General features: G+C 52.7%; 26 protein-coding genes. 14 read left to right on the forward strand and 12 right to left on the reverse strand.

Going from position 1 to position 24,643, the window contains the following annotated elements:
* Window positions 1-2: 2 nt before the first annotated feature.
* Entirely contained in the window at window positions 3-770 is a 768-nt protein-coding gene (locus J0A68_RS13890; protein WP_206578810.1) for an SDR family NAD(P)-dependent oxidoreductase, read from the reverse strand.
* 263 nt (window positions 771-1,033) lie between these two features.
* Here J0A68_RS13890 and J0A68_RS13895 point away from each other — a divergent pair, with 263 nt between their 5' ends.
* Together J0A68_RS13895 and J0A68_RS13900 are read left to right on the forward strand one after the other, a co-directional pair.
* Window positions 1,034-1,903, forward strand: coding sequence for a DUF1684 domain-containing protein (locus tag J0A68_RS13895; protein WP_206578811.1), 870 nt, complete (start codon window positions 1,034-1,036; stop codon window positions 1,901-1,903).
* 90 nt (window positions 1,904-1,993) lie between these two features.
* On the forward strand, window positions 1,994-2,413 hold the full coding sequence (locus tag J0A68_RS13900; protein WP_206578812.1) for an RrF2 family transcriptional regulator: 420 nt from the start codon (window positions 1,994-1,996) through the stop codon (window positions 2,411-2,413).
* A 78-nt stretch (window positions 2,414-2,491) separates the two neighbouring features.
* Here the strand turns inward: J0A68_RS13900 and J0A68_RS13905 are convergent, their stop codons facing one another.
* The 4 genes from J0A68_RS13905 to J0A68_RS13920 all read right to left on the reverse strand — a co-directional run bounded on the left by J0A68_RS13905 (window position 2,492) and on the right by J0A68_RS13920 (window position 8,161).
* Window positions 2,492-3,520 carry a sugar phosphate isomerase/epimerase family protein gene (locus J0A68_RS13905; protein WP_206578813.1) on the reverse strand — a complete coding sequence of 343 codons (1,029 nt, stop codon included), beginning with the start codon at window positions 3,518-3,520 and terminating at the stop codon, window positions 2,492-2,494.
* A 222-nt stretch (window positions 3,521-3,742) separates the two neighbouring features.
* Window positions 3,743-5,443, reverse strand: a complete 1,701-nt coding sequence (ggt, locus tag J0A68_RS13910) for a gamma-glutamyltransferase (RefSeq protein ID WP_236025596.1) — start codon at window positions 5,441-5,443, stop codon at window positions 3,743-3,745.
* Window positions 5,440-7,800 (reverse strand): S9 family peptidase, encoded by a 2,361-nt coding sequence (locus J0A68_RS13915; protein ID WP_206578814.1) that lies wholly within the window; start codon window positions 7,798-7,800, stop codon window positions 5,440-5,442. The genes ggt and J0A68_RS13915 overlap by 4 nt, the downstream gene beginning before the upstream one ends.
* A 25-nt stretch (window positions 7,801-7,825) precedes the next feature.
* Window positions 7,826-8,161: an Hpt domain-containing protein gene (locus J0A68_RS13920; protein WP_206578815.1), complete on the reverse strand. Its 336-nt coding sequence runs from the start codon at window positions 8,159-8,161 to the stop codon at window positions 7,826-7,828.
* A 168-nt stretch (window positions 8,162-8,329) separates the two neighbouring features.
* Between J0A68_RS13920 and J0A68_RS13925 the strand changes: the two genes are divergently transcribed.
* From J0A68_RS13925 to J0A68_RS13935, 3 genes are read left to right on the forward strand one after another with little or no spacing between them, the layout of a single operon-like run.
* Window positions 8,330-8,488 carry a hypothetical protein gene (locus tag J0A68_RS13925; RefSeq protein ID WP_206578816.1) on the forward strand — a complete coding sequence of 53 codons (159 nt, stop codon included), beginning with the start codon at window positions 8,330-8,332 and terminating at the stop codon, window positions 8,486-8,488.
* On the forward strand, window positions 8,485-8,943 hold the full coding sequence (locus J0A68_RS13930) for a DUF2452 domain-containing protein (RefSeq protein ID WP_206578817.1): 459 nt from the start codon (window positions 8,485-8,487) through the stop codon (window positions 8,941-8,943). The genes J0A68_RS13925 and J0A68_RS13930 overlap by 4 nt, the downstream gene beginning before the upstream one ends.
* 3 nt (window positions 8,944-8,946) lie before the next feature.
* Complete coding sequence (locus tag J0A68_RS13935; RefSeq protein WP_206578818.1) at window positions 8,947-9,594, forward strand: DUF7255 family protein; 648 nt, start codon at window positions 8,947-8,949, stop codon at window positions 9,592-9,594.
* Between the two features lie 141 nt (window positions 9,595-9,735).
* Here the strand turns inward: J0A68_RS13935 and J0A68_RS13940 are convergent, their stop codons facing one another.
* Together J0A68_RS13940 and J0A68_RS13945 are read right to left on the reverse strand one after the other, a co-directional pair.
* Window positions 9,736-10,353: a deoxynucleoside kinase gene (locus J0A68_RS13940; RefSeq protein ID WP_206578819.1), complete on the reverse strand. Its 618-nt coding sequence runs from the start codon at window positions 10,351-10,353 to the stop codon at window positions 9,736-9,738.
* A 15-nt stretch (window positions 10,354-10,368) separates the two neighbouring features.
* Window positions 10,369-11,262, reverse strand: coding sequence for a 3-hydroxyacyl-CoA dehydrogenase family protein (locus tag J0A68_RS13945; RefSeq protein WP_206578820.1), 894 nt, complete (start codon window positions 11,260-11,262; stop codon window positions 10,369-10,371).
* 181 nt (window positions 11,263-11,443) lie between these two features.
* Here J0A68_RS13945 and J0A68_RS13950 point away from each other — a divergent pair, with 181 nt between their 5' ends.
* Window positions 11,444-12,277 carry a CvfB family protein gene (locus tag J0A68_RS13950; protein ID WP_206578821.1) on the forward strand — a complete coding sequence of 278 codons (834 nt, stop codon included), beginning with the start codon at window positions 11,444-11,446 and terminating at the stop codon, window positions 12,275-12,277.
* On the opposite strand, the gene J0A68_RS13955 is transcribed toward J0A68_RS13950, so the two are convergent.
* Complete coding sequence (locus tag J0A68_RS13955) at window positions 12,274-12,633, reverse strand: arsenate reductase family protein (RefSeq protein WP_206578822.1); 360 nt, start codon at window positions 12,631-12,633, stop codon at window positions 12,274-12,276. The two genes, J0A68_RS13950 and J0A68_RS13955, sit on opposite strands and share 4 nt — an antisense overlap.
* Window positions 12,634-12,703: 70 nt before the next feature.
* Here J0A68_RS13955 and J0A68_RS13960 point away from each other — a divergent pair, with 70 nt between their 5' ends.
* Both J0A68_RS13960 and J0A68_RS13965 read left to right on the forward strand, forming a co-directional pair.
* On the forward strand, window positions 12,704-13,198 hold the full coding sequence (locus tag J0A68_RS13960; protein ID WP_206578823.1) for a YkgJ family cysteine cluster protein: 495 nt from the start codon (window positions 12,704-12,706) through the stop codon (window positions 13,196-13,198).
* Window positions 13,199-13,243: 45 nt separating this feature from the next.
* Window positions 13,244-14,176: an ROK family protein gene (locus J0A68_RS13965; protein ID WP_206578824.1), complete on the forward strand. Its 933-nt coding sequence runs from the start codon at window positions 13,244-13,246 to the stop codon at window positions 14,174-14,176.
* On the opposite strand, the gene J0A68_RS13970 is transcribed toward J0A68_RS13965, so the two are convergent.
* Complete coding sequence (locus J0A68_RS13970; RefSeq protein WP_206578825.1) at window positions 14,157-14,543, reverse strand: hypothetical protein; 387 nt, start codon at window positions 14,541-14,543, stop codon at window positions 14,157-14,159. The genes J0A68_RS13965 and J0A68_RS13970 overlap by 20 nt on opposite strands.
* A gap of 224 nt (window positions 14,544-14,767) precedes the next feature.
* On the opposite strand from J0A68_RS13970, the gene J0A68_RS13975 reads away from it, so the two are divergent.
* The 6 genes from J0A68_RS13975 to J0A68_RS14000 all read left to right on the forward strand — a co-directional run bounded on the left by J0A68_RS13975 (window position 14,768) and on the right by J0A68_RS14000 (window position 21,622).
* A complete protein-coding gene (locus J0A68_RS13975; protein ID WP_206578826.1) occupies window positions 14,768-15,262 on the forward strand; it encodes a DNA topoisomerase IV in 495 nt (164 codons plus the stop codon).
* 9 nt (window positions 15,263-15,271) lie between these two features.
* A complete protein-coding gene (locus tag J0A68_RS13980) occupies window positions 15,272-17,173 on the forward strand; it encodes a DNA topoisomerase IV subunit B (RefSeq protein ID WP_206578827.1) in 1,902 nt (633 codons plus the stop codon).
* An 88-nt stretch (window positions 17,174-17,261) separates the two neighbouring features.
* Window positions 17,262-17,891 carry a SatD family protein gene (locus tag J0A68_RS13985; RefSeq protein WP_206578828.1) on the forward strand — a complete coding sequence of 210 codons (630 nt, stop codon included), beginning with the start codon at window positions 17,262-17,264 and terminating at the stop codon, window positions 17,889-17,891.
* Window positions 17,875-18,201 (forward strand): hypothetical protein, encoded by a 327-nt coding sequence (locus J0A68_RS13990; RefSeq protein WP_206578829.1) that lies wholly within the window; start codon window positions 17,875-17,877, stop codon window positions 18,199-18,201. The genes J0A68_RS13985 and J0A68_RS13990 overlap by 17 nt, the downstream gene beginning before the upstream one ends.
* Window positions 18,202-20,820 (forward strand): DNA gyrase/topoisomerase IV subunit A, encoded by a 2,619-nt coding sequence (locus J0A68_RS13995; RefSeq protein WP_206578830.1) that lies wholly within the window; start codon window positions 18,202-18,204, stop codon window positions 20,818-20,820.
* A 94-nt stretch (window positions 20,821-20,914) separates the two neighbouring features.
* A complete protein-coding gene (locus tag J0A68_RS14000) occupies window positions 20,915-21,622 on the forward strand; it encodes a TrmH family RNA methyltransferase (protein WP_206578831.1) in 708 nt (235 codons plus the stop codon).
* Here J0A68_RS14000 and J0A68_RS14005 read toward each other — a convergent pair whose 3' ends face one another.
* The 3 genes from J0A68_RS14005 to pckA form a co-directional block, all read right to left on the reverse strand.
* Window positions 21,623-22,225 carry a hypothetical protein gene (locus J0A68_RS14005; RefSeq protein WP_206578832.1) on the reverse strand — a complete coding sequence of 201 codons (603 nt, stop codon included), beginning with the start codon at window positions 22,223-22,225 and terminating at the stop codon, window positions 21,623-21,625.
* Window positions 22,226-22,454: 229 nt separating this feature from the next.
* On the reverse strand, window positions 22,455-22,898 hold the full coding sequence (locus tag J0A68_RS14010; RefSeq protein ID WP_206578833.1) for a peptidylprolyl isomerase: 444 nt from the start codon (window positions 22,896-22,898) through the stop codon (window positions 22,455-22,457).
* 133 nt (window positions 22,899-23,031) lie between these two features.
* Complete coding sequence (gene pckA, locus J0A68_RS14015) at window positions 23,032-24,633, reverse strand: phosphoenolpyruvate carboxykinase (ATP) (RefSeq protein WP_206578834.1); 1,602 nt, start codon at window positions 24,631-24,633, stop codon at window positions 23,032-23,034.
* Window positions 24,634-24,643 lie beyond the last annotated feature (10 nt).

The raw sequence follows: 24,643 nt of genomic DNA on the forward strand, positions 1-24,643 counted from the left end.
CCCTAGATCGAAAATCCCCCGTCGGCTGTGTAAACCGCTCCGGTGGTATAGGATGAGGCCGAGGCGGCCAGGTAAAGGGCCAAAAGGCCGATTTCCGTCGAGGTGCCGGTTCGCTTGATGGCTAGTTGCTGTAGGACTTTGTTCATGATTTTCTCGTTGCCCCAGAGTGGCTCGGAGAGCTTGGTCTCGATCAGGCCGGGACAGATGGCATTCACGCGGATTTTGGCTTCGCCCCATTCCTTGGCAAACACCTTGGTGAGGGAAATCAGCGCTGCTTTGGATACGGAATAGATGCCCAAGCCGGTCTCTGGGCTGATACCTCCGATCGAGGAAATGTTGATCACCGAGGCGCCGGAAGACTTGCGAAGGTGGGGGAAGCAGAGGCGGCAAAGTTCAAAGGGCGCCTTGACGTTGACCGCCATGATTTTGTCAAAAGCTTCCAAGCTGGTCTCATGAACCGGCCCGAAAACCGGGCTCGTGCCGGCATTGTTGACCAGAATGTCGATGGTTCCATACTTATCTACGGTTTTTTTTACCAGCGCCGATAGCTCGTCCACGTTGCTCACGTTGCAGGCGATGCCGTGGGCTTCGTAGCCTTGGGTTTTGAGGTGGTTGGCTTTTTCATCCAGCGCGTCTTGTTTGCGGCTGCTGATGACGACTTTGGCTCCCGCAGCGGCAAAGATCTCCGCGATGCCAAACCCTATTCCCTTGCTTGCACCTGTGATCAGGGCCACTTTACCATCGAGCGAAAAAACAGAGGATAAATCCATACGATTGTGGTTTTTTTGATGTCTTAAGATAGGGAAATAGACTGAGGGGACATTCGTTTTCTGCTTCAATAATCATGATTTTTAAAGGATTGCCGCAGGATGGAAAAAATGTGAAGAAAGAACGGTGGGGAGACGATCCGATTGCACTTTTGTGGGGCTATTCCCATCAGATCAAGCTATAAGTTTCTAATTTGGGGCGTATTGTAGACATTCCCACCACAGATCTCGTCCGCCTTTGGCGAAATGATGGATTGACATAAAGCATGAAAACACCGATTGCCTTCCTTTTGGCCTATTTGTCCATAGCCTTTTCGGCTTTCTCCCAAAATGCCGAGTTTGAACAGTGGAAAGATCACCGATGTGAGGAGCTGCTGGCTGAAAATGGCTGGTTGAACTTGGCGGGCTTGCTATGGCTGGAGCCAGGAGCCAACCACCTCTATTGGGTGAATGATGACAGCTTGGCGATTTCTTCCTCAGCCCAAAAAAGAGCACTTGGCTTGTTTCGGGTAGCATCTGATCGCGTGGTGTTTAGCTCGGCTACCGGGCAGGAGGTGGCCAACTCAGTTGGGAAAGCCAATGAGATGGTGCAGTTTCCCCTGGAAGAAGGACAGGATGGGAGCCTCCAGTCAGGCAAGTGGAAATGGTCTGTAATCGAACGGGGAGGCCGGTTTGCGGTGCGACTGAGAAACCTCCAGCACCCGGCTTTGGCCGCGTATGCACCCACGCCGACTTTTGGCTATGACCCGCATTGGAGACTGGATGCTTTTTTCCAGCCCAAGTTCAATGAGTTCATGTCCATCACCAATGTCCTTGGGCAAGTCATCGAGTGGCGTGTGATGGGATTGTTGAAGTTTGAGATCGATGGAGAGAAGCAGGAACTGATCATGCTTGAGGATGAGGGAAAGCTGTTTGTGATCTTTTCCGACGAGACCAATGACCGGGAAACCTACCCCAGCGGGCGTTACCTCTATGTGGCCTTTCCGGACAACAAGGGAAATACCATCATTGACTTCAACTACGCCTACAATCCCCCCTGCGCCTACACGGCGTTCGCCACTTGCCCCATTCCTCCCAGGGAAAACCGTTTGGATTTTCGGATAGAGGCAGGGGAAAAAGTGCCTTTGAGCCACTGATTGCTCGTTTTTTCACTTTCTTCCAAAACTCATCCCCGACTTTTCGGCTTCCCCGGTTTTTCGTACTTTGGACGCCAATAACCCATCCTTATGCTATCCAAAAGAGCCAAATACGCCATCAAAACCATTCTTTTCCTGCAAGACCATCCGGAGCTGGTCCCCGTTTCGGCCAAGCTGATCGCAGAGCGTGAGCGTATTCCCTACAAGTTTTTGGAAAACATCCTCAGAGATCTCAAGACCCACCAGCTGGTCAAAAGTATCCGGGGAGCCGAAGGAGGCTATACCCTGGCCAAAGATCCTGCGGAAATCAGCATTGCGCAGATCATGCGGGTGGTGGACGGACCGATTGCGCTGATCCCCTGTATATCGGAACGCTTCTACGAGGCCTGTGCGGAATGCGAGGATGAGGAAACCTGCCGCATCAGGCATTTGTTTGCGGAGGTGCGATCCGAGATGGTGCCGATCTTGGAGCGTCCCATCACGACCCTTGCGGTGAAAAAAGAGGGTTAAAAAGAAAACCGAGCCAGAATTGCTGACTCGGTTTTCTGGTCTGGGAAAATGCGATGCCTTTCCGCTTCCCACCGGCTTCTAGGCCAATGCTTTTCGGCAGAATTCCACGCACTTCTGGACTTCTTTCACCGCGTCGGATCCCTCCGGCACCTGGTATTCCAGTTCGATAGTCGCAGGAAACTTGTATTTGTTTTTCTGCATGAGCTTGAGCATGTCGCCTATCGGGGTGTCGCCTTGGCCCCAAGCCAGGTTGCCTTTGCCGTTGGCCGGAGTCTGCCGATCCTTGGTGTGCATGCTGAGGATGCGGGAGTGTTGCTTTTCGATGAGTTGGAGTAGGTCGCTATGGCCTGCGGCAATGTAATGGCCCGCATCGAGGTTGAGTCCATTGTTTGGGCTTTGCGCCAGCGCGGTATCCCAAAAGGTGAAAGTCTCCTGTTCGTGCCCGTGGTAGCCTACGTTCATCTTGTTTTTTTCACCGAGCTTGCCGAGACGGAGCGTCTGCTCATCGTCGGAAGGATGCTCCAGAGTGACGTGGCTGGCACCGAGCGCTTTGGCGGCTTTCATTCCATAGGCGACTTCCAGGTCTGAGTTGTTTCTGCCAAAAGCGCTGGGCTTGAAAGCATAGATGCTCACGCCGGCGTCTTTGTACATTTTGCGCAGCTGCTCAAACTTCTTCATGTCTGCCTGGGCTCTCCAGTCCGCTACCACTTTCGTGTAGGCTTCGGACTGGGCGCGCAAGTCCGCCATTTCTTTGGTTTCGTCTTCGGTGAGGGTCTCTCCCCGACGCTGTTTTCCCCCCAATTGAAAAGCCCGCATCCTGTCAAAAGTCGGCTTGGGCATTCCGGCAAAGCTCTCGGCGGGATCGCCCATCAGCTCAATGGAAGATAGGCCAGAGTCCACCACGTATTTGAGGGTTGCTTCGGCGCTTTGGTCAGGCAGGGACCTGAATGAATAGGTAATGCAGCCGATCTTGACGCCATTGATCTCTGAATCGGGCTTGTTTATCGATTTGATGAGGGCAGGCGCGCCTTGCAGCCAGGATGGGGCCATTGCAAGCCCAGCGATGCCCAGGGCTGATTTTTGGAGAAATTCTCTTCTGTTTTTCATGTGTTTTTTATTTGATTTTAAATGGACACATGGAATCTCGCATGTCGAAGAATCAATCCGGACTGGGATAGTTGAGGATGCTTGATTTCATGGTTATTCGGGTTTGAAAGATTGTCTTAAACTCAAATTAGGATTTTTATCCGGGCTTTGCCTTCTAGATTGGAATATCGTCAAAATCAGCGCATAGCTGGTAGCATGGCGTGACGAAGTAGGACGGTGGGCTCAATAGCCCACCGCTTTGTCATCGCCTCTGGGATCGGCCCCGCCTTCCAGCCTGCCGTCAGGCAAGACCAAGATGGCGTCTACTTTTCCGATGATTGGGCTGTTGTTTTCGTTGATCAGGTAGCCTTTGGCCTTGAGTGATCGGATCAAGGTCGAATCAAAGGAGTCCGGTTCGAAATTGACCAAATCGGGCAGCCACTGGTGGTGGAATCGGGGAGACTCCACTGCCTCCTGCATGCCCATGCCAAACTCGGCTACGTTGAGAATCGTCTGCAACACCGAGGTAATGATGGTCGATCCCCCAGGGGTGCCGACGACCATCCAGAGCTTGCCGTCTTTTTCCACAATCGTGGGCGTCATGGAGCTCAGCATGCGCTTGCCCGGGGCAATACTGTTTGCTTCGGCACCGATGAGGCCAAACATGTTGGGCACTCCTGCTTTGGCGCTGAAGTCGTCCATTTCATTGTTCATGAAAAAGCCCAACTCGTCGATGTAGAGCTTGGAGCCGTAGCCCCCATTCAGCGTGGTAGTGACGGAGACGGCATTGCCCTCCGCGTCCACGATGGAGTAGTGGGTGGTCTCCATGCTCTCCGCAAACTGCACGCTACCCTCGGCAATCTCCTCGGACTTGGTGGCTTGATCCATGCTGAATGACGCCATTCTTGACTTGAGGTAGGAGTCGTCAAGCAATTGATCAACAGGTATTTCTACAAAGTCAGGATCGCCCAGGTAATAGTTGCGGTCGGCATAGGCTCGACGCTCGGCTTCCACCAGGACCTGCACATATTCTGGAGAATGGTGTCCCAGCGCGTGCAGATCAAAGGCCTCGACCATCTTGAGGATCTGTCCCAAAGTCATTCCTCCCGAGCTCGGTGGAGCCATGGAAATGACCCTCATGTTGCGATAGGGAAAGACCAAAGGATCACGCCACTTCGCCTCATAGGCAGCCAAGTCCGCCTCGGTGATGATGCCGCCTTTTTGCTGCATGTGGGCAGCGATGATCTTGGCGCTTTCTCCTTTGTAAAACTCGTCCCGGCCGTTTTTGGCGATTCTCCCGAGGGTGGCGGCAAGGGTGGGTATTTTCAGCGTGTCTCCGGCTTGGATGTCACGGTCAAAGAAAGTTCCAGTACCGTTGGCGTCCACAAACTGGCTCCTTGACCGCTGAAGCCGTTCTGCTTGCCGCTCCGTGACGACGAATCCGCGGTTGGCCAGCTCGATGACCGGCTGGAGAATCTCCTCGGGACTGAGTTTGCCAAATTTTGCCTGGGCTTCAAATATCCCGGCAATGGTGCCTGGAACACCGGAAGCCAAGGCTCCCTTGGTACTCAGGCCGGGTACCACGTCACCGTTTTCGTCCAAGTACATGTCCTCGGTCGCTGCTCCAGGGGCTTTTTCCCTGTAGTCTATCGAGCCGACAGCGCCGTCGGCCAAGCGATAGACCATGAATCCGCCTCCTCCGAGATTACCGGCAAAAGGGAAGGTCACCGCCAAAGCCATCTCGGTTGCCATCATGGCGTCAAAGGCGTTGCCACCTTTGCGCAGCACTTCCAGTCCGATGAGGGACGCTTCCTCCCGAGCGGAGACGACCATGGCCTGCTCGGCGATCAGGCCTCGTTTGATCTCCTGTGTTGGTGTTTCTTTCCCGCAGGAAAAAAGCACCAAAACGGCGAAGAGCAGCGCTATAGGTTTCCTGTTTGTCATTGCTGCTTGTCCAATAGGGTGCTGTTGAACAGCTTCAGGATGCGTTTGTACTCGTCTGTCCAGCTGCTAGGCTCCACGAATCCGTGGTCTTCCACCGGATAGACGGCCATTTCCCAGTTGTCTTTGCCCAACTCGATCAGGCGCTGGGAAAGCCGCACCACGTCCTGGAAATGCACGTTGACATCGACCATGCCGTGGGCGATGAGGAGATTGCCCTGCAAGCCTTCGGCAAAATAGATGGGAGAGGAGCGTCGGTAGGCGATGGGATCCTCCTCGGGAGTGTTGAGGATGTTGGCGGTGTAGCCATGGTTGTAGTGCGCCCAGTCGGTGACCGAGCGAAGGGCTGCTCCGGAGGTGAAGAGATCGCCGTGGTTGAACAGTGCCATCAGGGTAATAAAGCCTCCGTAGCTGCCTCCATAGATTCCGATTTTGCCCGGAGTCACCCCATGCTCTGCGAGCAAATACTTGGCGCCGTCAACTTGGTCGGAGAGGTCTTTGCCGCCCATGTGGCGGTAGATGCCTGTTCTCCAGTCACGCCCATAGCCAGCAGAAGCACGGTAGTCGATGTCCAATACTGTGTAGCCAAGGTCGGTCAGCAAGTTGTGGAACATGTATTCGCGGAAGTAGCTGCTCCACCATTTGTGGACGTTTTGCAGGTAGCCCGCGCCGTGGACGAAGATCACCGCAGCGCCGTTTTTCTTGGAAGCCTCTGGCAAATAAAGTCTAGCCGGAACCTGAGCTCCGTCCTGAGCCGTAAAGCGGACGATCTGGGGTTCTCTCCAAGAATAGGCCTTGAACTCCTCGCTCTGACCCGAGGTCAGTTGCTGGGCTTTTGCGCCGGCTTTGTTGTCCTGGACGTAGAGCTCAGCGGGGACATTGCTATAGGAGTAGATGATGGCGATTTTTTTCTCATCCGGAGAAAGCAACGCCGCGTTGTTTCCGGTCATCGAGGTCAGCTTTTCCATCGCGCCCCCCATGAGCGGCATTTTGTAGAAGTGGCGCTCTCCGGGATCCACCTCGGAGGTGGTCAGGTACCAGGATTTTTTGTCTTTGGAAAGAAAAGGATCGAAGACCTCAAACTTGCCGGAGGTGAGGGCTTTTTTCTCTCCGCTGGCGACATTTAAGAGATAGAGGTGCGAATAGCCAGTGGCTTCCGACTGGAAGTAGATGTGTTGGTTGTCGGGAAGCCAGCCGAGGGTGCCGCCGCCCCAGCCACTGACACCGGGACCGCCTACCCAGGCTTCGTCACGCTGACGATCCAGGGTCTTGAGGGCTCCGGTTTCCAGATCAAGCTCCGCGATCCAGCGGTCTTTGTTGTCAAAGGCCCTGATTTGGACGATGGCTTTCTTTCCGTCAGGGGAAAAAGTGGGGCTTGACAGGGTCAAGGCGCGCTCTTTTTCCTCCCAAGTCTTCTCGGGGTAATCTTTTACATAGTCAGGCAGATCCTTGATGCCAGGGAGATCGGATGTGGTGACAAAGTAAACGGTGTCCCTTGTCAAGTCGTAGATGCCGATTTCCACCTTGCTCGGGCTGTTGCCGACCTTGGATCTCGCGTTGAGGTCCTCGGTGTAGCCGGATGCATCGACGTAGTTGGGCACGGCGGTGTTTTTGTTGGATGCGGGGGTGAAAATCGAGAACGTCGCATACCGCTCGTCAGGGGAGAGCTGGAGGTTGGAGAGGTTTTTCCCCTGGGTATAATAGGTGAATTCATCAAAGCCCTCCCGGATCGACTCGCGGTAGGCTTTGGACTTTTCCTGAGCCTCTTTTCTTTCCCTCACGACATTCAGCAGCTGGAGGTTTTCGGACTCCAGGAAGCCGGCTTTGTCATCAGCCTTCTCCTTGGGCTTGTTGCCATTGGAGATGTTGGTGGCTTTGGTGGTGCTTTTTGAGGCGCGGTCAAAAACGTAGATGTTTCCGCCGGAGTTGAAGGCGATTCGGTTTTCATTGGCCAAAAACTTCAAATTGCTCACCGGCTCATGCCACTCGAACAGCGTAGTGCTCGTCTTCTTTTTCAGGTCTTCGAGGATGATCTGATGGTCCTTGCGATAGATTCTCAGGCTTTGGTCTGCGTTGGTGTCGGATTGGGGCCGGGCGAGCGCTTTTTCCTCCGCCCAATGGACTTTGGAGATTTGGGTTGGATTGGCCAGGTCGATCTTGTAGAGGGAGTCCGCAGGGTCGCCGTCGAGGTTATATTTGAAAAAAATCTGTTTGCCGTCCTCGCTCCACTCGGGCGAGGAAGGGAAGACTCCCATCCATTTGGGGTCGCGCATGATGTACTCGACGCTAAGGGTAGACTGGGCCGACGCCTCCGACAAAAGGAAAAGGAGTATCGGCAGAAGAAGTAGTTTTCTCTGCATGGGTAAGGTTTAGGGTGTTTAGATTTCAGTTGATTGCCGAAACGAACTTGCTCAATTCGGATTCGATGACCTTGATTTGCTCCTGGAGGGAATCATTGAGCGGGGCGGAATTTTCGAGGTTGGCCTCGATTTCTTCCAGGGTTTTCCTGGTCTTGATTGCCCCGATGTAGCTCATGCTGGGCTTGGCTTTGTGGCATCGCTTTTTGATCGTCGCAAAGTCCCCTCCCGAGTAGAATGAGCCCAATTCCTTTAGATCTTTGATATTGGTGTCCAAGATGATTTGGATCATCTCCCGGATCATATCCGGATCATCGTCACCAAAGTACTGATAAATGGATTGCTCGCTGATGAGTTGGTACATGTGCGGAAAAAGAAGGATGTAAACTGATAAAAATCGAGGTTTGGTGCCATTAAGATAAAATAAAAAACATTTTTCAAAAAGACCTTTTTGCTTTTCATCAGTTTTAAATTTGCCCCGACAAAAGACGAATCTTGACCAAAACCTCCGTCAGTGGGGGTAAAGGAAGACATGACTAAGAACAAGAAAATTTTCCTGGCTCTTTTCATCATTTTCATGGCCATCATGCTCTGGATAGGCTACGACATCTCGCGCAGGACGACCTTCCCGGGATCCAAAGGCAACCTGAAAGAGCGGATTTCCACGGAGACCGAAAGCGACAAGAAATGAGCGGAAAGAAGATCGACATCGACAAGATCGACCTGGAGCGGATGAAGGAGTCCACCACCGAGACTCCGGGAACGCTGCCCTACGCCCACCACAGCGGCAGCGCGCTGGTAAAGCCCGAAGACCAAGGCAAGATCAGCGGCCGTGCCGTGGCGGCAATGCACACGCAGACCGAGATGCAGATGGCGCAGATCTATGAGCAGATGCGGCTGCTGGCCGAGCAAGCCAAAAAAATCCAATCCCGGGTGGAAGTATCCGAACGTATCTATCAGGCCTCCATGGCCTTTGAGCCGCTGATCAACCATCGCTATTTTTTGTACCAAAAGGCTGACGGCTCGGACTTTCTTTCCATGATCGCGCCCGAGGAGTGGGGGAGAAAGCGGGATTGGGCCGCCTTTGTGGCCGAGGTGAAGCTGCTCGCAGACCACACCTGGGAGATTCTGAGGGAAAACAGCTAGGAAATGGAACATCTGATGACAAGACAGCTCGACCTGATATTGAGGGAAGGTGGAGCGGAATACGACTGGCAGACCGAACTGGAGCTGAATTCCACATTTTTGGACGCCAAGGGGAAAGCATGGCTCGCCGAGATTTTTGAAGATCTGGGAGGGAAAACCAGTTTTCCCCTGCTGGAGAAGCTGAAGTTTGACTTCAAGCTGGGCAGGACACTGATCGTGTGGGATGACGAGCTGCACTTCAACCGCTACCGACTGGCGACTTTTCGCTCGGAGATGTACTCCGAGTGGAACTTTGTTTTTGCCGAAGGCCACAAAAGACTCTGCCGAACCTACGAGCGGGACTGCCTCAAAGCGGGGATGCAGCAGCGGGTTTGGATCGGCCCTCCGGTGGCAAAAAATGTCTTTGGCGAAGCCTCGGAGCCGGGTGATCTCAGCGGAAACGGCGCCATTGGCTGGAAACTGACCGCCTACAACGACGCGCAATACGACCTACAAACCCGCCTTCATGGCTACAAACTGGTCAGGCTTTCTCCCTACGAGACGCTCATGACTGGAGGCGCACTCAGGCGTCTCGACCAGCTGCTGGTAAATCCAAAGGAAGAGGAACGGGCCATGCTGTACAATTGGCTGAAGAGGAAGCTGGGCAGCTAGTGTTTGGTATCAAGTAGCTGGTAGTTAGTAGCAAGTATCAAGATGCTGGAATCAAGATGCTGGAATCAAGAGCCAGGAAACGAGATTTGAGAACCCGGCCCCAAGAATCTAGATGTGAGAATCAAGGGCCGAGCGCCTAGATCAGGAAAACAACCCAAACATCTCCCGTTCTATTTTTTCCACGATAAATGAAAAATCCTCCGGTCGCTCGACAAAGTCCAAGTCGTTGACATCTACCACGAGAAGCTTGCCCTCCTTGTACCCGGCGATCCACTCCTCGTAGTGTGAATTCAGGTTTTTGAGATAGTCTATCCGCATCGCCGTCTCGTAGGTTCGGCCTCGCTTTTCGATCTGCCCGACCAGCTTAGGAATGTCGGCTTTGAGGTAGATCAGTAGGTCGGGGGCCTTCACGTGGGTGATCATCGAGTCAAAGAGGCTCTTGTAGTTCCAATAGTCCCGCTCGGTCATCAGCTTGCTCTTGTAGAGGTTAGCCGCAAAGATGTACGCATCCTCATAGATCGTCCGGTCCTGAATGGTAGAAATGGGGCTTTCCTGGATTTTTCGGATTTGGTTGTACCTAGAGTTGAGGAAATAGACCTGCAGGTGGAAGGCCCAGCGCTTCATGTCTTCATAAAAGTCCGGCAGATAGGGGTTTTGGTCAACGGACTCAAACTCCGCCTTCCAGCCGTAGTGTTTGGCCAATTTCTCGGTGAGCGTGGTTTTGCCGCTGCCGATGTTTCCGGATACCGCGAGATGCATGGGAAGTGCTGGGTTTTAATTTTTGGCAAATCTAGCGGAAACGACGAGGTCTTTGCTACCGGGGCTGTATCGGTAGAAGCCTTCTCCCGTTTTGACGCCTTTGAAGCCAGCTTCGACCATGTTGACCAGCAGGGGACAGGGGGCGTATTTCGGATTGCCAAAGCCTTCCTGCAGCACCCGCAAGATGGATAGACAGACGTCCAGCCCGATGAAATCGGCCAGCTGCAAAGGGCCCATGGGATGGGCCATGCCCAGCTTCATCACCGTGTCGATCTCCACGACTCCCGCCACTCCCTCAAATACGCTGTAGATCGCCTCATTGATCATGGGCATCAGGATTCGGTTCGCGACAAAGCCCGGGTAGTCGTTGACCTCTACCGGATCTTTGAAGAGGGTTTGGGAGAGCTCCATGATGCTTTTGGTGACCTCCTCAGAAGTGGCGTAGCCACGGATCACCTCGACCAGCTTCATCACGGGAACCGGATTCATGAAATGCATGCCAATCACCTGCCCCGGCCTTTGTGTCACCGCGGCGATCTTGGTGATGGAGATCGAGGAGGTGTTGGACGCCAAAATCGCCCCAGCAGGCGCAAACTGGTCCAGCTTTCTGAAAATATCCAGCTTTAGCTCCAGGTTTTCCGTTGCGGCTTCCACGACCAGATCGGCTTGCACCACTCCTTTTTCCAGCTCGGTAAACGTGGAGATGCGAGCCAGGGAGGCTTCTTTTTCGACTTCGGTCAGGAGTCCTTTGCCCACCTGGCGATCCATATTTTTGGAAATGGTCGCAAGGGCTTTTTCCAAAAACTCGGGCTTGATATCCACGAGCGAGACGTGGAATCCGTGCTGCGCAAAGACATGTGCGATGCCGTTTCCCATGGTGCCGGAGCCGATGACTGAGATTGATTTCATAATTCCGTGATTGCGAGTGAAAAGCGTTATGATTTGGGTTTGGGCTGCATGGGTACCAAGCCAGCCGTTTCCAAAACTAAGTTGAAGCCTTTCCAAATCCAATTTTGCTGGAGGGCTTTCGCGACTTTGCCCGCGGCAAAAAACACCTCGGCCAAAAACGATTAATCCATACCTTTGGGACATGAAAGAACTCGGCCAGATCAGCAGATTACCCATCAACCGCTTCACCGACTACGGTGCCTACATGGCGCTGAGCGACGGGGGAGAAGTCCTTTTGCCCAAAGGCTACCTCGAAGGCGACGAAAGGGAAGGGGACTTCCTCAGCGTCTTTGTGTACACCGACAGTGAGGATAGGCCTGTGGCCGTGACGAGTACGCCGAAGCTGCTGCTGGATGAGTTTGCCGTACTGGAGGCCAAGGAGGTTGGAAAGATCGGCGCTTTTATGGACTGGGGACTTCCCAAGGACCTTTTTGTGCCGAGTGGGGAAATGGGCAAGCCGATGAAGGCAGGCGAAAAGTACCTGGTCAGGCTTTGCCTGGACCATCGCTCCAACCGACTGATCGGCGTCTCAAAGTACCGGGAATTCCTCTTTCCGGCGCCTGGCGACTATCAGCCCGGAAATGAGGTCGAGGGACTGATTTTTGAAAAAAGCGAGCTGGGCTACAAAGTCCTATTGGAGGACCGCTATGAGGGGCTGATCTATGCCAACGAGGTATTCCAACCCTTGGAAATCGGCTCCACGAGGACGCTTTGGGTGAAAAAACGCAGGGATGACGGCAAGCTAGACCTGCAGGTGCTGCCCATGGGCAGGGTGAAATATGACGAAGGAGCGGAAAAAATCCTGGAAATCTTGGATTCCAAGGGATTTCTCCCGCTCCATGACAAATCCGATCCGGCGGAAATCCAAGCGATGCTGGGCATGTCCAAGAAGCATTTCAAGCAATGCATCGGCCAGCTCTACAAAGCCCGGCAAATCCTGATCAGACCGGACGGGATATCCCGCAGCGAAGACTAATCCAGCTTGAGGATGTCGCTGGGCGTCCTGCAGAGGATCGCCCTGTTTTTGAATATGGCGATTGGGCTTTTGATCAGATGGGGAAATTTCACCAGGATGTTTAGCCAGCCCTCGTCGTCCCAGTCCTTGCCGGCGATTTGGTTTTGGTAGTCCGGATGGGAGCGGTTTAGCAGATCCTTGGGTCTCAGCTGGAGTTTGCGCAGGATCTGATCCCATTGTGTGGCGGTAATGGGCTCTTTGATGACATCGATCTCGTTGACAAACTTGGTGAGGGTCTTGGCGTAAGCCTTGGTCTGCTTGTCTATCGGCTGGGTCGGACTGTGATAGAAGTACAGTTCTGAAGGGTGTAGTCTCATGGCGCTTGGGTTTAGTGTACAATAATATAGTGAAATATTCTAAATATTTGTAATTCAATATTTTGCAAGATTGGCGATTGACCTAAATAAATTTTCCAAGGAGAGCAAATCCGACTTTCCTGCAAACAAGAAGCTCAAGGAAAAACTCCGGAAGACCAAGCCGAAGGATCTGGATGCCCGTTTTCACAGCTTGCACGAGGAGGTCTTTGAGGAGATGGATTGCCTAAACTGTGCCAATTGCTGCAAGACTACCAGCCCGATCTTTATCCAGACGGACATAGACCGGCTCGCCAAGACCTTCCGGATGCGGAGCAGCGAGTTTATCGACGAATATCTTTTTCGGGATGCGGAGGGCGATTACGTGCTTCGGTCCGCCCCCTGTCCCTTCTTGGGAGCCGACAACAAATGCCTCGTGTACGAAGATCGCCCCAAGGCCTGCCGGGAATATCCCCACACGGACCGAAAAAACATGCTGGGTATCTTGGATCTCAGTCTGCGCAACACCCTGGTCTGTCCTGCTGTCCTCAAAATATTTTATGAGATCGGCAAAGAATATAGGAAGTGACGCATTTCTTTTGCTTTTTTGGCAATCAAACCTATAAATAACACTATGAGCAAACAGGATTCTCTTTTCTTGGGAGTGGATGTTGGAGGCACACACCTAAAGATTGGATTGGTAGATAGGGAAGGCAAGATGCTGGACTTCCAAAAAGAAGATACAACGCCATACAGAGACAATCCTGACGGTTTTGGAAAGTGCTTCATCGAAGGACTCGGAAAATACCTCAAGAAATACCCTGAAGTGGACAAGGTGGGAATCGGCCTCCCCGGCATGATCACCAAAGATAGGACCACGCCTCTGGAGATCCCCGCTATCCCGGGCCTCAATGGATTTCCGCTCAAAAAGAGCCTTTTGGAGAAATACCCCAACTACGAATTTTTCATGGAGAACGACGCGGCGGCGGCGGCCATCGGGGAGTTTTACTTTGGAAAAGGAGAGGTAGCCGAAAACTTCCTGTTTATCACCATGGGCACCGGTATCGGGAGCGCGATGGTATTGGAGGGGCAGGTTTTCAAAGGCTCCAGGGGAAATGCCTTGGAAATGGGGCATATGCTGTCCAGGGGAAATGCCGGTCTGGAGACGCTGATCGGAAGAAACGGAATCCTCCGCATCATGGAAAACCTAATCGCTGCCTACCCGGAAAAAGCCAAGGATTTGGTAGGGAAGGAGCTGGGTACTCACCTGCTGGTGGACACCGCCAAGGCTGGAAATGAGGTTTCCCTGATGGTATTCAAGGAAGTTGCTGAGATTTTGAGCGAGGCTATCGTCTCTACCGTGCGGATACTGGACGTGACCGATGTGTATTTTGGCGGCGGGATTTCGGCCGGGCTGGAATTCATGATGCCGACCATCGACTACAACACCAGAAAATACCTTACCCCGTACTACGTGAAAGACCTACGTCTGAAGAAGGCTACGCTGGAAAACAACGCCGGCACCTTGGGCGCCGCGGCCCTTTGCTTTATGGGTTCAGGGTTGTGATCGTGACCTCGGACACTTTGCTGATCGCATTCATTCGAAAAAGGACCCTGAGGGGTTCTTTTTCGCTTTCCACCCCCTCGCAGTCGCCACTGGGCTCGATGAAATAGAAGAAAAAGCTCTGGCTTTTGTCTACCAGCTCTACTCGGTCTGGTCTGCCAAAGGTCTTGATCAGGGCCTGGTTGTCCGCTCCCAGGAAGTTGTTTTTCACGGTTTGAAAAGCCTCCAATTCCTGCATTCTCAGCCCCTTGCAGCCATAGCGGTCGGACTTCCAGTTGTCCAGGTTTACGGCTCCGGCATCCATTTTTCCGCTGCAGGAAGCGACGCCGATCAGGGCTAGGAAAAGGAGGGGATAGAGGTGTTTTTGCATGCTGGATTGATTTTGTGCGTAAAGATGGCTTCAAAAGTCGAGGCTGCCGCAAAATTTCGCAGCCTAAAAAATCACGGACGTGCAAAAAACCAAACCCTGCTGAGATTCATGAGTTTGAAAAAACTCCGAAAGTCTCTGTCGGAATTATCCTCAGCGGGATACGCAGGCCCCGTCCGATGGTTAGCCCAAATCGGTTATATTAGCACGTTCAATCACTCATTCACATGTATTACAGATTTGGAAAAGTATTCTACTTCACCAGTATTTTACTTTTCGTTTTCTTCCTATTGTATTTCTATTCGGCACTTTCCGAGACCATTGGGCTCCGAGTGGACGAAGACGGGACAGTCGCCAGAACGGTGGAAAAAGGCTCCTTCTTTTACGGCATGATCGCCGCCTTCCTTGTCTTGAATGCCGTCACGCTCTTTACCCCAAAGTCCCTGGAGACGAAGTCCAACAAAAAACTCCACCGGATTTTCCCCATCGGAGACCCTTTCCGGGACTATATCCTTACCTGGTTTTACTCCTTTGGCGGCGTCATCAACCTGAGCTTGGCGCTTTTGGTGTTTTTTGTCCACTCGATCAACAATCAGGAATCCATCGCCTCAAGCCAGTTTAACTTTTTCTTCTACCTCATGCCCGCACTGCTGGCGCTTTGGGTAGTGGGGCTGGTGGTCTTGTTGGCCGGCAAATTCAAACAAATGCAAAAAGGAGCGTAATCGAATACTATGGCAGAACCGGTAAAATATACAGAAGACAGCATCAAGTCCCTGGATTGGAGAGAGCATATCCGACTTCGTCCCGGGATGTACATCGGCAAGCTGGGTGACGGTAGCGCCCAGGACGATGGGATCTATGTGTTGGTCAAGGAAATCCTCGACAACTCCATCGATGAGCACATGATGGGACATGGCCGCACGATAGAGGTGAAAATCTCCGAGCACCGGGTCGAGGTCCGCGACTACGGCCGTGGCATTCCCCTGGGAAAGGTGATCGACTGTGTGTCCAAGATCAACACGGGAGGCAAGTATGACTCTGGCGCTTTCCAAAAGTCCGTCGGCCTCAACGGGGTCGGTACCAAGGCTGTAAACGCCCTTTCGGACTATTTCAAAGTCCAGTCCTACCGTGAAGGAGAAAGCAAAATGGCTGAGTTTGAAAGAGGCGTGCTCACCAATGATGCACCTATCGGCAAAACCTCCGAGCGGAACGGGACCAAGACGGTTTTTTCTCCGGATGCCTCGATCTTCAAAAACTACCACTTCATCCCGGAGTACCTGGAGAATCAGATTTGGAACTACGCCTATCTGAATGCCGGCCTGACGATCAACTACAACGGCAAAAAATATTTCTCCGACAAGGGCCTGTTTGACCTTTTGTCCAACAAAGTCGATGAGGAAAGCGTCCGCTATCCAATCATCCATATCAAAGGCAACGACATCGAGGTGGCCATCACGCACTCCGGCTCGTACGGCGAGGAGTATTATTCCTTTGTCAATGGACAATACACCACGCAGGGAGGTACCCACTTGGCGGCTTTCCGGGAGGCTATCGTCAAGACCGTCAGGGAGTTTTACAAGAAAGACTTTGACGCCTCGGATGTACGGCAATCCGTCGTGGCGGCCATTGCGGTGCGGGTACAGGAGCCGGTTTTTGAATCCCAAACCAAGACCAAACTGGGCTCCCAGTCTGTAGGTCCGGATGGGCCTACGCTTCGGACTTTTGTCAACGACTTCATCAAAACCGAGCTGGACAACTACCTCCACAAGAATCCTGCGGTAGCCGATGCGCTCCTGAAGCGTATCCTACAGTCCGAACGCGAAAGAAAGGAGATCTCCGGCATTAAAAAGCTCGCTAACGAGCGGGCGAAAAAGGCCAATCTTCACAATAAGAAATTGCGGGACTGCCGGGTCCACTACGATGATCCGAAGGCAAACGAAGAGGTGAAAAACAACACCATGCTCTTCATCACCGAGGGGGACTCAGCTTCCGGGTCAATCACCAAATCGCGGGACGTGCAGACCCAAGCGGTCTTTTCCCTGCGTGGCAAGCCGCTGAACTGCTTTGGCATGACCAAGAAGGTGGTGTATGAAAACGAGGAGTTTAACCTGCTCCAGCATGCGCTCAATATCGAGGACGGCATAGACGGGCTGCGTTTTCGCAAGATCGTGATCGCGACCGATGCCGATGTGGACGGGATGCATATCCGCCTGCTGATCATGACCTATTTCCTTCAGTTTTTCCCTGATTTGGTGAAAAATGGGCACCTCTACATCCTAGAGACTCCACTCTTCAGGGTGAGAAACAAAAAGGAAACCATCTATTGCTATACCGATGAGGAACGGCAGCGCGCCATCCACAAGCTGGGAAACAAGCCCGAAATCACCCGATTCAAAGGTCTTGGGGAGATATCTCCGGAGGAATTCGGCAATTTCATCGGAGAGGATATCCGGCTGGAGCCCATCATTCTGAATAAGGAAACGAAAATCTCCGATCTGCTGACCTTCTACATGGGCAAAAACACGCCTGATCGACAAAGCTTTATCATCGAGAACCTGAAGATAGAAAAAGACCTGGCCTTGGAAGATCCTAGAAAGGCTCAGGAAGCAGAGGAAGAAAACGAAGCGGCTTAGTTTTTGCATAAAAAGAGCAAAAATGATAAAATTTGCATAAAATATGCAAAAATAGTAATTTTTGTATAAATTGTACAAAAATGAAGTAATGAGAAGCTGGATATTGATGGGGGACATCGTCGGCAGCAGCGATGCTGACCAGCGGGTTCTCCAGGAAAATTTTGCAAGACTGATCAAAAGGATCAACGATGAATTCCCCTTGGGCCTGGAATCTCCGCTGACGATTACGCTTGGGGATGAATTTCAGGGCGTGGTTGGTTCGGCGGCTGACGCCGCCGAGATCGTGCTTGCGCTGGAGGAATATCGCTGGGAACTCGATGTGGAGATCCTGATCCGCTACAGTCTGGGTCTTGGGGAGATATCGACACCGATCAACCCAAAGATCGCGTATGGCATGTTGGGGCCGGGACTGTCGGTGGTGAGGGAGGCGTTGACAGAGATGAAGCAGGAGGAGGATAGGATGATGATCTCCGGAGAGCATCCCCAAAAGCGCCAGATGGCTCTTGCGATGAACATCTTTCTGGAGAAACAGGAGGAGTGGAAATGGAAAGACCGGCAGATTATCAGTGGCTATTTTCGATATCGGGACTACAAGAAGGTGGCAGAGGTGATGGGCAAGGATGTTTCGCTGATTTGGAGGAGATTTAAGTCGCTGGGTTTTGAATCCTATCGCAAACGGAAAAAACTGGTAAGATTGATCTATGGAGCAGACGATTAGTTTTTTGGGATGCTATCTGCTGTCTGAATTGATCGCCTATTTCGTGTTTCGGAGGGTCAGAAGGAAATTTCTGGGCAAATCCGGCTCTGCCCGCCCCATGTGGAACGGAATCATCGAGCGTGTTTTTCTCTACCTCTGCCTCCTTACCGGCGTGTACCATGGCTTCACGCTGTTTGGTGCGCTGAAGATCGGCACCAGGATCAAGGCGGACGAAAATAAAGTATCTAACGACTATTTCCTGATCGGAAATATGATCTCGGTAAGCCTGGTCATGCTGACCACTTACCTTTATCAAAACTGGATTTTGTAAATGAGTGACGAAAACATAAAAGCAGACGGTGCAGACGAAAGCCTGCACGACTCGGTTCCGGTGACCGGGATGTACAAAGAGTGGTTTCTCGACTACGCTTCCTATGTGATCCTGGAGCGTGCGGTGCCGGCGATTGAGGACGGTTTTAAACCCGTTCAGCGCAGGATCATGCACGCCATGAAGGAAATGGACGATGGGCGATTCAACAAGGTGGCCAACATCATCGGCCAATCCATGCAGTACCATCCGCACGGCGACCAGTCCATCGGCGACGCGATAGTCAACATGGGCCAAAAGGAACTCCTGATCGAAACCCAGGGAAACTGGGGGGACGTCCGTACCGGCGACAGTGCTGCAGCGGCACGATACATCGAGGCCCGACTGTCCAAGTTTGCCCTGGAGGTGGTCTTCAATCCACAGACGACCGAGTGGCAGCTTTCCTATGACGGGAGAAAGCGGGAGCCGGTGACGCTTCCGGTGAAGTTTCCGCTTTTGCTGGCGCAGGGAGTGGAAGGCATCGCGGTGGGACTTTCCACCAAAATCCTCCCGCACAATTTCATAGAGCTGATCGAAGGCTCTATCGAGATCCTGAAGGGAAACAAAACCAATGTACTTCCAGATTTTGCCACAGGCGGCTTGGCCGACTTCTCTGACTACCAGGAAGGCGTCCGGGGAGGAAAGATCAAGGTGCGGGCAAGGATTGAGGAAGAGGATAGCAAGACGCTTGTAATCAAGGAGATTCCCTACGGAGTGACTACCGATTCCCTGATCGATTCTATTCTCAAAGCCAACGACAAAGGCAAGATCAAAATCAAAAAGGTCGTGGACAACACGGCCAAAGACGTGGAGATCCAGATCCAGCTCACGCCGGGCGTATCCCCGGATGTGACGATTGACGCGCTCTACGCCTTCACGGACTGCGAAGTGTCGATCTCTCCCAATGCCTGCGTGATCATCAACGACAAGCCGGTATTCCTCAGCGTCAATAGAATCCTCGAGTACAATACCCACCAGACCAAGGAGCTTCTCCGTAGGGAGCTGGAGATCCGCAAGGCCGAACTGATGGAGAAGCTGCTTTTCTCCTCCTTGGAAAAGATCTTCATCGAAAACCGCATCTACCGCGACATCGAGGAATGTACCACCTGGGACGGGGTCTTGGAGGCCATCGACAAAGGGCTCGATCCCTACAAGCCGGACTTCTACCGTGAAATCACCCAGGACGACCTCACTCGCCTGACCGAAATCAAAATCAAGCGAATCTCCAAGTTTGACGCGTTCAAGGCCGACGAGCTGATGAAGCGACTGCAAGAGGAGCTCAAGGAGGTCAACTACAACCTGAAGCACCTGACGGAATTTTCCATCAAATACTACCAAAACCTGCTCGACAAATACGGGAAAGGCCGCGAGCGCAAAACCGAGATCCGCGCCCTCGACACCATCGAGGCCACCGTCGTCGCCGCCAACAATGCCAAGCTCTACGTCAACAAGGCCGATGGTTTCGTGGGCTACGGGCTGAAAAAGGACGAGTTTATCTGTGATTGTTCCGACCTGGACGACGTGATTGCGATCCGTAGAGACGGGAAATTTGTCGTGTCCAAGATCCAGGAAAAGGGCTTCATGGGCAAGGACATCCTCTATGTGGGCGTGTTCCGAAAGAACGACGACCGGATGACCTTCAACCTGATCTACCTAGACGGGACTTCCGGCCGATCCATGGTGAAGCGCTTCCAAGTCGGTGGCATCACCCGCGACAAGGAATATGACCTGACCAAAGGCACCAAGGGCACCAAAGTCATGTACCTCACCGCCAATCCCAATGCGGAAGCGGAGACGGTCACCGTCTATCTTACCCAAGGTGCCAAGGCCCGGGTTAAGGTCTTTGACTTCGACTTTGCAGAGATCGAGATCAAAGGCCGTGGGGCGGGAGGAAATATCCTCACCAAGTATCCGGTGCGCAAGATCCAGTTTAAAATGGAAGGGAAATCCACGCTCGGCGGACTGGATATCTACTATGACGTCGTCGTAGGACGCTTGAATACCGACCAGCGAGGCAAGCACATCGGCAACTTCCTGGGCGATGACAAGATCCTGGTTTGCTACAAAAACGGGGACTATGAGTTGACGAGCTTTGAGCTTACCAACCGCTACGAGCCATCGGATGTGCTGCTGATCGAGAAGTTTGACATCCAAAAGGTCATCTCGGCGATCTATCTCGACGGCGCATCCAAGCTCTACTTTGTGAAGCGGTTCTTGATCGAAACCACCACGGTCAACAAGCGTTTCAACTTCATCTCCGACCACAAGCAGTCTCAGCTGAAAGTAGTTTCGACCGACAGTCAACCCCAGGTTTCTGTGACGCTGATCAAAGGCAAGGAGGAAGAGGTCGCGGAATACGACCTGGACATGCTGATCGACGTGAAAGGCTGGAAAGCCATTGGCAACAAGCTGAGTACCTATATGGTGAAAGACGTGGTCTTGCTCCAGTCTGAGAAAGCCTCAGAGGCGGAGGCCGAAGAGGATGTGCCTGAAGAAAGCTCGCCCGACCAGGATCTTGAGATCGGCTCTACGATTGACCTGAGTCCAAAGAAAGACGACGAGGATCAGCTGGGGCTTTTCTAGAAAAGCGTAAAGAGAACTCCATAATTTTAAGAAAGTGTTTTCCGGCCAAGGTCGAGAAGACACTTTCTTTTTGTTTCACATCAGCAAAACGGCCATGCAAAAAGAAGACGAACCCATTTTTGACCCCGGACTTTTAGAATACCTTGGGCAGTACGTCACCGAGCACAAAAAGGCCGTGATGGAACAGGTGCTCGCCAAGCGGACGAGGCACTTGACCGTGGTGCTGGAGGATATCTTCAAGCCCCACAATGCCAGCGCAGTGATCCGAACCTGTGATTGTTTTGGCCTACAGGACATCCATGTGATCGAGAAGACCAACCAGTACAAGGTCAATCCCTACGTCACCCGAGGTGCGTCGCAGTGGGTGGATCTGCATAAATATTACCGGGAAGACGGCACTTCGGTGGATGCCTGCTTTGACAGCCTGAGGGAAAAAGGCTATAAAATCTACGGCACAAGCCCTGCAGCAAGCTCGCTGTCCATCTACGAGCTACGTCCGGACGAAAAGCTCGCCTTGGTTTTTGGCAACGAGCACGAGGGAATCTCTGGGGAGGTCAAATCCAAAGCCGACGGGCTAGTCCACATCCCCATGCTGGGATTTACGGACAGCTTTAACATCTCCGTGTCGGCTTCGATTTTCCTGTATGATTTGGTAAAAAAAGCAGCATCCATGGATCTGGAAGGCTTTCACCTATCCGAGTCCGAGAAAAACCAACTTCGGCTGAAATGGTATCGCGGGGTAGTGAAAAAATCGGAAATCCACGAGAAGGTATATTTCAAGAACCGGAAAGAGTCGGAGTGATCATTTTTTTTGGAACAGCTCGGAAAAGGGTTTCTTAGGCTGCTTTTGCGAGGCTCTTTTTGCTTTCTGCCGTTGTTTTTGACGGCGTTTTTGCTCCTTGCTTTTGACCAACACCGTCCTGGCCGAGATCCCTACCTGTCCTCTGTAAAATTCCTCCCGACCGCTGATGTTGACGTTGGGCTTGTAGTCCACGGCGATCACCGCGTTGGCCACTGTCAGCTCAATTCCCGCCACCAAGTCCACTCCAAAGGTGGCATTGCCGTAAGTATGGACGATTTCTTTGGTGTCGGGATTTTTGACAAAGCTCTCTTCATTGCCAAAAGCGACACCGCCTCCGAGGTAGTAGTTAAACCGTTTGGAGATGATGGGCCGATGCCTTTCGGCCAAGAGGGAAAAAGTGGTGTTTTTGCTAAAGTCCGATTGGAGGATTCCCTCTAGGGTAACCCGTTCGGTGACGCGCTGCTGCAGGGTAAGTCCGAGGGTTCGGTTCAGGTCGGAGTTGCCAAAGCGGAGGCCGAGGGCCGTGCCGTAGCGCTGGGAGAAACCTGGCGTGGCTAGTAGCAGGCTCAGCAGGAACAGGGGGAAGACAAGGGCTTTGTTCATGGAATGGGGGATAGGCCTTCCATTTCTCAATTTCCATTCCAAACAAAAAATCCCTCAAGAGAGGGATTTTCCGATTATCTGATTTTGTACCATTAGCTGCCAGTGGTTATTCCAGAGAACGCAATCCCCTAGGTTTTGCCCTACTTCAGTCTTCCAGCCTGCCTGAGCAGACAGGCCCGCCTGAAGAAGTAGTTCGGCGACTGGCAAGATTACGGATATACAGGGACGATCAAGCTTCTGTCTCGGAGATGACGATCTTTTCGATCTTGTCCCCGGCGCGGATGGCGTCGATCACTTCCAGGCCTTCCACCACTTTGCCAAAGCAGGTGTGGTTTCTGTCCAGGTGGGCGGTGTTGGTGCGGCTGTGGCAGATGAAAAACTGGGAACCGCCGGTGTTTCTGCCTGCATGGGCCATGGAAAGCACGCCACGGTCGTGGTATTGGTTGTCGCCGTCGAGCTCACACTTGATCTTGTATCCGGGGCCTCCCGCGCCATTGCCGATCGGGCATCCGCCTTGGATCACGAAGTTGGGGATCACACGGTGAAAAGTGAGGCCGTCGTAAAAGCCTTTATTGGAAAGGTCTACGAAGTTTTGGACTGCGATGGGTGCGTCCTTTTCGTAAAACTCCACCTTCATGGTGCCTTTTTCAGTAATGATTTCTGCTGTCTTCATCAGGTTAAAATTTCTGGTTTATCCGACCCTTTGGGTCAAAAGAATTTAGAATCGCAAAAATAGGGGATCGGCCGCTACTTTGGCAATAAAAAAGAAAAGGAGTGATTGCCACTCCTTTTCCTCCAGCATTCGCTTACTTCAGCGGGGCTCCATTGAGGATATCCTCATCTGCGAAGTCCTCGAACTTCCTGAAGTTTTCCCTAAAGGCAGTAGCCAGGTTTTGGGCGGTCTGGTCGTAGTCTGTCTTGTTTTCCCAGGTATCTCTTGGATTGAGGACCTCGTAGGGCACGTCGGGACAGATTTTGGGCACCATAAAGCCAAAGATCGGATCGACTTGGTAGGGGGCAAATTCCAGCTTGCCGTCCAGTGCCGCCTTGATCATCGCCCGGGTATGGGCGAGCTTCATGCGGGAACCCACGCCGTAGGGGCCGCCTGTCCAGCCGGTATTGATCAGCCAGACATTCACCTCGTTTCTTTCCATTTTCTCGCCAAAAAGCTTGGCATACTCCGTCGGATGGAGTGGCAGGAAGGCAGCGCCAAAGCAAGCCGAAAAGGTAAGCTTGGGCTCGGTGACGCCCATTTCCGTACCGGCTACCTTTGCCGTATACCCGGAGATAAAGTGGTACATCGCCTGACTTTTGTTCAGCTTGGAAATCGGCGGGATCACGCCAAAGGCGTCTGCAGTCAGGAAAAAGATGTTTTTCGGAACCGATCCCACGGAAGGCTGCAGCGCATTGGGAATGTAGTGGATGGGATAGGCGGTGCGTGTGTTTTCCGTCAGGGAGCGATTGGCGTAGTCTATTTCGCGGGTACCGGTCTTGAAGCAGGTATTTTCCACCACCGAACCAAACTTGATCGCATCGTAGATCTCGGGCTCCTTGTCCCGGCTCAGGTCCACGACCTTGGCGTAGCAGCCGCCTTCGAAGTTAAACACCGAATCCTCTGTCCAGCCGTGTTCGTCATCGCCGATCAGCTGCCGGTGGGGATCGGCAGACAGGGTAGTCTTGCCCGTGCCGGAGAGTCCAAAGAAAATCGCGCTATCGCCGTCTTTGCCCATGTTTGCAGAGCAGTGCATGGAGAGAATGCCCTTTTCGTGAGGCAGCAGGAAATTGAGCACGGAGAAGATGCCCTTTTTCATCTCGCCGGCATAGGCAGTGCCACCGATCAGGATCATTCGCTTGCTCAGGTTGAGAATGGCAAAATTTCCACTTCGGGTGCCATCCACCTCGGGATCCGCTTGGAAGTCCGGCGCGCAGATGATGGTAAAGTCGGACTGGAAGTGCTTCTGCTCCTCACGGGTAGGGCGCAGGAACATGTTGTGGCAAAAGAGGTTGTGCCAAGCCAGCGTATTGATCACCTTGAGCTTGAGCTGGTGCTGGGGATCGGCGCCGGCCAACGCATTTCGCACGAAGAGGTCTCTGTTGGCCAGATGTTGCTTCATCTTAGCCAGGAGCTGGTCAAACTTTTCCTCATCAAAGGGAATGTTGATCTCTCCCCACCAAACGGCATCTCTGGTCTTCTCGTCCGATACGAGGTAGCGGTCCTTGGGCGAACGGCCGGTGAAGGTTCCGGTGTCGACCATGAGCGCTCCGGTCGAGGTAAGGAATCCCTCTTTTCGGCGTAGCGCATGCTCGACCAGTTCGGCTGGAGTGAGGTTGGAGAAGACTTTTCCCGTGGTATCCACATCTGGGAGTGGATAGTGGGAAAGGGTAGGAGTCAGAACGAGGTTCTGCATAGAATTTGGG

The organism is Algoriphagus oliviformis (assembly GCF_017254915.1).
GTDB classification, from domain to species: Bacteria; Bacteroidota; Bacteroidia; order Cytophagales; family Cyclobacteriaceae; genus Algoriphagus; species Algoriphagus oliviformis.

Excerpts from the sequence above, each read along its gene's own strand:
- J0A68_RS13955 (WP_206578822.1), bottom strand. The coding sequence starts at position 12,633 with ATGAGACTACACCCTTCAGAACTGTACTTCTATCACAGTCCGACCCAG.
- J0A68_RS13895 (WP_206578811.1), top strand. The coding sequence starts at position 1,034 with ATGAAAACACCGATTGCCTTCCTTTTGGCCTATTTGTCCATAGCCTTT.
- J0A68_RS14005 (WP_206578832.1), bottom strand. The coding sequence starts at position 22,225 with ATGAACAAAGCCCTTGTCTTCCCCCTGTTCCTGCTGAGCCTGCTACTA.
- J0A68_RS14010 (WP_206578833.1), bottom strand. The coding sequence starts at position 22,898 with ATGAAGACAGCAGAAATCATTACTGAAAAAGGCACCATGAAGGTGGAG.
- J0A68_RS13975 (WP_206578826.1), top strand. The coding sequence starts at position 14,768 with ATGTATTACAGATTTGGAAAAGTATTCTACTTCACCAGTATTTTACTT.
- J0A68_RS13970 (WP_206578825.1), bottom strand. The coding sequence starts at position 14,543 with ATGCAAAAACACCTCTATCCCCTCCTTTTCCTAGCCCTGATCGGCGTC.
- J0A68_RS13915 (WP_206578814.1), bottom strand. The coding sequence starts at position 7,800 with ATGCAGAGAAAACTACTTCTTCTGCCGATACTCCTTTTCCTTTTGTCG.
- J0A68_RS13985 (WP_206578828.1), top strand. The coding sequence starts at position 17,262 with ATGAGAAGCTGGATATTGATGGGGGACATCGTCGGCAGCAGCGATGCT.
- J0A68_RS13925 (WP_206578816.1), top strand. The coding sequence starts at position 8,330 with ATGACTAAGAACAAGAAAATTTTCCTGGCTCTTTTCATCATTTTCATG.
- J0A68_RS13920 (WP_206578815.1), bottom strand. The coding sequence starts at position 8,161 with ATGTACCAACTCATCAGCGAGCAATCCATTTATCAGTACTTTGGTGAC.
- J0A68_RS13905 (WP_206578813.1), bottom strand. The coding sequence starts at position 3,520 with ATGAAAAACAGAAGAGAATTTCTCCAAAAATCAGCCCTGGGCATCGCT.
- J0A68_RS13945 (WP_206578820.1), bottom strand. The coding sequence starts at position 11,262 with ATGAAATCAATCTCAGTCATCGGCTCCGGCACCATGGGAAACGGCATC.
- J0A68_RS13995 (WP_206578830.1), top strand. The coding sequence starts at position 18,202 with ATGAGTGACGAAAACATAAAAGCAGACGGTGCAGACGAAAGCCTGCAC.
- pckA (WP_206578834.1), bottom strand. The coding sequence starts at position 24,633 with ATGCAGAACCTCGTTCTGACTCCTACCCTTTCCCACTATCCACTCCCA.
- J0A68_RS13940 (WP_206578819.1), bottom strand. The coding sequence starts at position 10,353 with ATGCATCTCGCGGTATCCGGAAACATCGGCAGCGGCAAAACCACGCTC.
- J0A68_RS13935 (WP_206578818.1), top strand. The coding sequence starts at position 8,947 with ATGGAACATCTGATGACAAGACAGCTCGACCTGATATTGAGGGAAGGT.
- J0A68_RS13900 (WP_206578812.1), top strand. The coding sequence starts at position 1,994 with ATGCTATCCAAAAGAGCCAAATACGCCATCAAAACCATTCTTTTCCTG.
- J0A68_RS13890 (WP_206578810.1), bottom strand. The coding sequence starts at position 770 with ATGGATTTATCCTCTGTTTTTTCGCTCGATGGTAAAGTGGCCCTGATC.
- J0A68_RS13990 (WP_206578829.1), top strand. The coding sequence starts at position 17,875 with ATGGAGCAGACGATTAGTTTTTTGGGATGCTATCTGCTGTCTGAATTG.
- J0A68_RS13965 (WP_206578824.1), top strand. The coding sequence starts at position 13,244 with ATGAGCAAACAGGATTCTCTTTTCTTGGGAGTGGATGTTGGAGGCACA.
- J0A68_RS13980 (WP_206578827.1), top strand. The coding sequence starts at position 15,272 with ATGGCAGAACCGGTAAAATATACAGAAGACAGCATCAAGTCCCTGGAT.
- ggt (WP_236025596.1), bottom strand. The coding sequence starts at position 5,443 with ATGACAAACAGGAAACCTATAGCGCTGCTCTTCGCCGTTTTGGTGCTT.
- J0A68_RS13950 (WP_206578821.1), top strand. The coding sequence starts at position 11,444 with ATGAAAGAACTCGGCCAGATCAGCAGATTACCCATCAACCGCTTCACC.
- J0A68_RS14000 (WP_206578831.1), top strand. The coding sequence starts at position 20,915 with ATGCAAAAAGAAGACGAACCCATTTTTGACCCCGGACTTTTAGAATAC.
- J0A68_RS13930 (WP_206578817.1), top strand. The coding sequence starts at position 8,485 with ATGAGCGGAAAGAAGATCGACATCGACAAGATCGACCTGGAGCGGATG.